This is a genomic window from Streptomyces sp. NRRL F-5123, assembly GCF_000721495.1.
GTDB lineage: Bacteria > Actinomycetota > Actinomycetes > Streptomycetales > Streptomycetaceae > Actinacidiphila.
The window spans coordinates 1-5,363 of the sequence record NZ_JOHY01000121.1; the positions used below are offsets into that span (position 1 = coordinate 1).

The following is a 5,363-nucleotide window of genomic DNA, read 5'->3' on the forward strand; positions in this document are numbered from 1 at the left end:
GCCGCGCAGGTGCGCGATGTCCTGGGCGCCGTCGCCCGTCCACACGAGGTAGGTGTACTGCTCGGTCCACGTCAGCCGCGATCCGCCGGGGGCGTCGGACAGTTCGACGGTGACCAGCGAGGCCCAGCGCCGCAGGCCCCTGCCGCCGCCGTGCCGGACGCGCCGGGGGCCGGGTGGCGTTGACAGCCAGGAGGGCCGGAACCATGCTGAGCAAGCGCTTGGAAACCTGCGAAACCCGCGAGACTTCCCGGCGCGCCAGCCCGCGAAACCCGTCACCGCCCGGAGGCCCCGCCCATGTCCCAGCAGCCCCGTGTCTTCGCCTCGCCCGACGAACTGCGGGCGGCCGTCGGTGAACAGCTCGGCTGGACGGACTGGCTGGAGATCGAACAGAAGCGCGTCGACGCCTTCGCGGAGGCCACCGGCGACCACCAGTGGATCCATGTCGACCCGGAGCGGGCGGCGCAGGGCCCCTTCGGCGGCACGATCGCGCACGGCTTCCTGACACTGTCGCTGATCCCGTCGTTGACGCCCCGGCTCTTCCAGGTCGAGGGCGTGCGGATGGGCGTCAACTACGGCGTCAACAAGGTGCGTTTCCCCGCTCCCGTGCCGGTCGGCTCACGGCTGCGCGCGACGGCGGTGATCGCCGACGTGGCGGAGGCGAAGGGCGGCTTCCAGGTCGTCACCCGGGTGACGATCGAGCGCGAGGGCGAGGAGAAGCCGGTGTGCGTGGCCGAGACGGTGGCGCGCTTCTACCTGTGAGGCGCCCGCGGTCACCCCCGGCCGTCCGCCCCCACCATCCGCAGCACGAGGTCGGCGTACAGCGCGCCGACCTCGTCGGGCGTGCGGCGCCCGGCGGGGTTGAACCAGCGGGCCACGTCGATGCACAGCGACAGCACGGCCAGCGTGGTCCCGGGCACCTCGGGCACGTCGAACTCCCCGGCGGCCACGCCGTCGGCGATGATCGTACGGATCGCGTCCTCGCTCTGCCGCCGCAGCACGACGATCTCGGCGTAGTGGTCCTCGGCGAGCGCGCCCAACTCGTACTGCACGACCCGCCCGGTGGTGTGGTGCTCGGCGTGCCAGCGCACGAACGCGCTCACGGCCGCCCCGAGCCGGTCGGCGGCGCTGCCGCCGCTGTCGCGCGCCTCGCCCAGCATGGCCAGCGAGCGCAGATGGCCGACCTTGCTGATCTGGTAGAGCAGCTCTTCCTTGGTCTTGTAGTGGATGTAGAGCGCCGCGGGGCTCATGCCGGCCCGCCCCGCGATGTCCCTGGTCGTCGTGGCGTGGTAGCCGCGCTCGGCGAACGCCTCCACCGCGGCGATCACCAGCCGCCTGGCGGCGTCGGGGGTGACGTCCTCCCACGCCTCGCCGGTTGCCGCCTCCGCACTCATCGCCCGCACGCTCCTTGGACCCGTCGGCACGGCAGGGTCGCCGTGTCCCGTCCGGCCGGCGAGGCCGACCGCACGGTTGTCAGGGTCACACCCTACCTGGGCGGGTGAGCAAGCGCTTAGCGACGGAGGGCCGGGTTTCAGAACGCGGATACCCCGGTGAGGGAGCGGCCTATCAGCAGCTTGTGGATCTGGCTCGTGCCCTCGTACAGCGTCATGACACGGGCGTCCCGGAGCAGCTTGCCCACCGGGTATTCGTCGATGTAGCCGTAGCCGCCGAAGACCTGGAGCGCGTTGTTCGCGCAGCGCACCGCGGCCTCGCTCGCGTGCAGCTTGGCGACGGACGACTCGGTCGCGAAGGGCTGTCCGCGATCGATGAGGTCGGCGACCTGCCAGGTCAGCAGGCGGGCCGCGGCCACGTCCACGGCGATGTCGGCGAGCAGCTCCTGCACGAGCTGGCGCCCCGCGATCGGCGCGCCGAACTGCTCGCGCTGCCCCGCGTAGCCGACTGCGGCGTCCAGGCACGCCTGCGCGATGCCGACGCAGCCCGCCGCGACCGACATCCGCCCCTTGGCCAGTGCCGACATCGCGACCGAGAAGCCCTTGCCCTCGGGCCCGAGCAGCGCGTCGGCGGGGACGCGGACGGCGTCGAGCGTGATCTCGGCGGTCGCCTGGCCGCGCAGCCCGAGCTTGCCGTGGATCTCCCGGCGGGTCAGGCCGGGGGTGTCGGCGGGCACCAGGAAGGCGCTGACGCCGCGGTGGCCGTCGGCGGCGGTGCCGGTGCGGGCGAAGAGCAGGACGACGTCGGCCCAGGTGCCGTTGGTGATGAAGGTCTTGCCGCCGGTGATGACGTACCCGTCGCCGTCCCGGACCGCGCGGGTGGTCAGGTTCGCCGCGTCGGAGCCGGTGCCGGGTTCGGTGAGGCCGAAGCACCCGATCGCCTCGCCCGAGGTGAGCCGGGGCAGCCAGTGCCGCTTCTGCGCCTCGCTCCCCCAGTGCGCGACCGACTTGGCGACCAGGCCGAGGGAAACCGACACGATGCCGCGCACGGACGAGTCAGCGCGCCCCAGCTCCTCGGTGACCAGGCAGTACGCCAGGTGGTCGGCGCCCGAGCCACCGTACTCCTCGCCGATGGTCAGGCCCAGGAAGCCGACCGCGCCGAGCTTCTTGACGATCGCCCGGTCCACGGCCTCGGCGCGGTCCCACGCGGCCGCGTACGGGACGATCTCCCGCTCGGCGAAATCCCTGGCCAGAGCCTTCATGTCGGCCTGCTCGGCGGACAACCCGAACGTCAGGGCCATGTCCCGTCCCGCCTTTCCGTTCGGCGCGATGCCGTTTCGCAGGAACGGGCGCGCCCGCTCCCGCGAACGCAGAAACTACCATCGCTAGTTTTATGTCGGCAGCCTCTACTATGTGCCGCATGGCCCGCCCCCGCAAGCCTCTGCTGAGCCGCGACCGCATCGTCACGACCGCGCTCGCGCTCGTCGACGCCGAGGGCCTGGCCGCTCTGTCCACCCGGCGGCTGGCGGCGGAACTGGGGGTGAGCGGCCCCTCGCTCTACAACCACTTCGCCACCAAGGAGGCGATCCTCGACGCCGTCGCCGACACCGTCATCGGCCAGGTCGACGTGTCGATGTTCGACGGCGGCGGCATGGGGGACACGGTGGGCGGGGAGCGCGGGGCCGGCTGGCGGCAGGCACTGCTGGCGTGGGGCCGCTCCTACCGCGCGGCTCTCAGCGCGCACCCCAACATCGTGCCCTTTCTCGCGGTCGGCCCCGGGCTGCGCCCCGCCGGCCTGCGGATGGCCGACGCCGTCTTCGGCGGCATGGTGGAGGCGGGCTGGCCGCCTGCCCAGGCAACCAGGATCGGCGCCGCGATGCGCTACTTCGTGACGGGCTCCGCGCTCGGCTCCTTCGCGGGCGGCTTCGTCGGCGACGCGACCGCGTACGACCCCGCCGACTACCCGCACCTCGGGCAGGCCCATCTGCTGGCCCGGCACCGCGAGCGGGTCGACGAGGCCGCCTTCGACACCGGGCTGCGGGCGCTCATCGACGGCTTGGCGCTCCAGTACGCGGCCGAAGTGGGTCGGGCCGGGGCGGGCGAGGACGGGGCGGGCGAGGACGGCCGGGCACGCGAGCCGGAAATCGGCGGTCGGGCGGCGAACGGCGGCTGACAGGATGGCGTCATGTCGACTCCGGATTCAGCAGCGGCGGCGGGCGCGCACGGCCTCGTCCAGGTCAACTACCACAAATACGACGGCACTCTGCACTGGAACCTGCGGATGCACCGGCTCGGCGAGGACGAGCACGGCGTGTGGCTCGGGCTGCCGCCCAACGGCGTGATGCGCAAGGGGCACAACCCGGACGTGACGATTGCCGAGGCCCACGTCCTGCTCTTCCCGCGCGACGCGTGGTGGACGGCGGTCTTCAACGCGGCGCCGCGCAGCACCGAGATCTACTGCGACATCACCACGCCGCCGCAGTGGCCCTCGCGCGACGAGGTGACGATGGTCGACCTCGACCTCGACGTGCTGCGCAAGCGCGACGCGGCCGGGCCGATCCTCGTCGACGAGGACGAATTCGCCGAGCACCAGGTGCGGTACGGCTACCCGCCCGACGTCATCGCCTCGGCCCAGGCCTCCGCGGAGTGGCTGATGGACGCGGTGGCGCGGTGCGCGGGCCCGTTCGGCGGCGCGCACGAGCCGTGGCTGGCGATGGTGGACCCGGCGGAGTGACGCGACCGGGCGGTACGGGTGCGGGCCCTGCGGGCTGCGGGGGTGCGGATCCAGCGGGGGCGCTGGCCCGGCGAGGGTGCTGGCCCGGCAGGGGTGCGGGGATGCGGACCCGGCGAGGGTGCTGGCCAGGCGAGGGTGCGGGCCCGGCCAGGGTGCTGGCCCGGCAGGGGTGCGGGCCCGGCAGGGGTGCGGGCCCGGCAGGGGTGCGGGGCTCAGAAGACGACGAGGGCCCGGCCGCCGCGCCCTGCCGTCATCGCCTCGAATGCCGCCGGGATGCCGTCCAGGCCGATCCGGTCCGTGACCATGCCGGACAGGTCGAAGCGGCCCTCGCGCACGTGCTCGGCCAGCACGGGCAGGTCCTCGGCCGGGTCGCAGTTGCCGTACACGCAGCCCGACAGCGTCCGGCCGAAGTAGAAGAGCTCCAGCGCGCTGAAGGTGACCTTCTGGTCCTGGCCGCCGATGCCGACCACCGTCGTCCGCCCGCCGCGCCGCGTGCAGGACCAGGCGGCGCGGATCGTCTCCGCGCGGCCCGCGCACTCGACGGCGACGTCGGCGCCGTATCCGCCGGTCAGACCACGGACGGCGCGGGCGGTGTCCTCGCCGGCGACGAGGAAGTCCGTCGCGCCCGCGGCGCGCGCCAACTCCTCCTTGCCGGGTGCCACGTCGACGGCGACGATCCGCCCGGCACCCGCGATCCGCGCGGCCTGGACCACCGCGAGCCCGACGCCGCCGATGCCGTGGACGGCGACCGACTCGCCCTCACGGACGGCCGCCGCGTGGTGCACGGCGCCGTAGCCGGTCAGCACCGCGCAGCCGAGCAGCGCGGCGTCCGTGAGCGGCACGCCCGGGGGCAGCGGCAGCACCGCGCCCGCGGACACCACGGTTTCCTCGGCGAAGACGGCGGTGCCCAGGCCCGGGTGGAGCGGAGTGCCGTCGGCGGCGAGCGTCGCGTACGCGTGCGCGGCCGCCGCGCCCGCGTTGGCGCACAGCCACGGCTCGCCGAGCCCGCAGAAGTGGCAGTTGCCGCAGGCGGGGGCCCAGTTGAGCACCACCGGGTCGCCGGGGGCGACATGGCCGACGCCCTCGCCCACGGCGACGACCGTCCCGGCGCCCTCGTGGCCGAGCACCGCGGGGACGGGCTGGCGCAGCGTGCCGTTGGACAGCGACAGGTCGGAGTGGCAGACGCCCGCGGCCGCGAGCCGTACCCGCACCTGGCCGGGACCTGTCTCTTATACACATCT

The 5,363-nt window shown here is 73.9% G+C and carries 6 protein-coding genes; 3 read left to right on the forward strand and 3 right to left on the reverse strand.

What is annotated here, in order from left to right:
• Positions 1–294: 294 nt before the first annotated feature.
• Positions 295–759, forward strand: coding sequence for a MaoC family dehydratase (locus IH54_RS0138270; protein WP_031526066.1), 465 nt, complete (start codon positions 295–297; stop codon positions 757–759).
• A gap of 11 nt (positions 760–770) precedes the next feature.
• Here the strand turns inward: IH54_RS0138270 and IH54_RS0138275 are convergent, their stop codons facing one another.
• Positions 771–1,391, reverse strand: coding sequence for a TetR/AcrR family transcriptional regulator (locus IH54_RS0138275; RefSeq protein WP_031526068.1), 621 nt, complete (start codon positions 1,389–1,391; stop codon positions 771–773).
• 137 nt (positions 1,392–1,528) lie between these two features.
• Positions 1,529–2,689 carry an acyl-CoA dehydrogenase family protein gene (locus IH54_RS0138280; protein WP_031526070.1) on the reverse strand — a complete coding sequence of 387 codons (1,161 nt, stop codon included), beginning with the start codon at positions 2,687–2,689 and terminating at the stop codon, positions 1,529–1,531.
• Positions 2,690–2,799: 110 nt separating this feature from the next.
• Here IH54_RS0138280 and IH54_RS0138285 point away from each other — a divergent pair, with 110 nt between their 5' ends.
• Positions 2,800–3,561: a TetR/AcrR family transcriptional regulator gene (locus tag IH54_RS0138285; protein ID WP_234344273.1), complete on the forward strand. Its 762-nt coding sequence runs from the start codon at positions 2,800–2,802 to the stop codon at positions 3,559–3,561.
• Between the two features lie 12 nt (positions 3,562–3,573).
• Complete coding sequence (locus IH54_RS0138290; protein ID WP_031526074.1) at positions 3,574–4,122, forward strand: DUF402 domain-containing protein; 549 nt, start codon at positions 3,574–3,576, stop codon at positions 4,120–4,122.
• Between the two features lie 212 nt (positions 4,123–4,334).
• On the opposite strand, the gene IH54_RS40935 is transcribed toward IH54_RS0138290, so the two are convergent.
• Positions 4,335–5,333, reverse strand: coding sequence for a zinc-binding dehydrogenase (locus IH54_RS40935; protein WP_234344272.1), 999 nt, complete (start codon positions 5,331–5,333; stop codon positions 4,335–4,337).
• Positions 5,334–5,363: the final 30 nt, after the last annotated feature.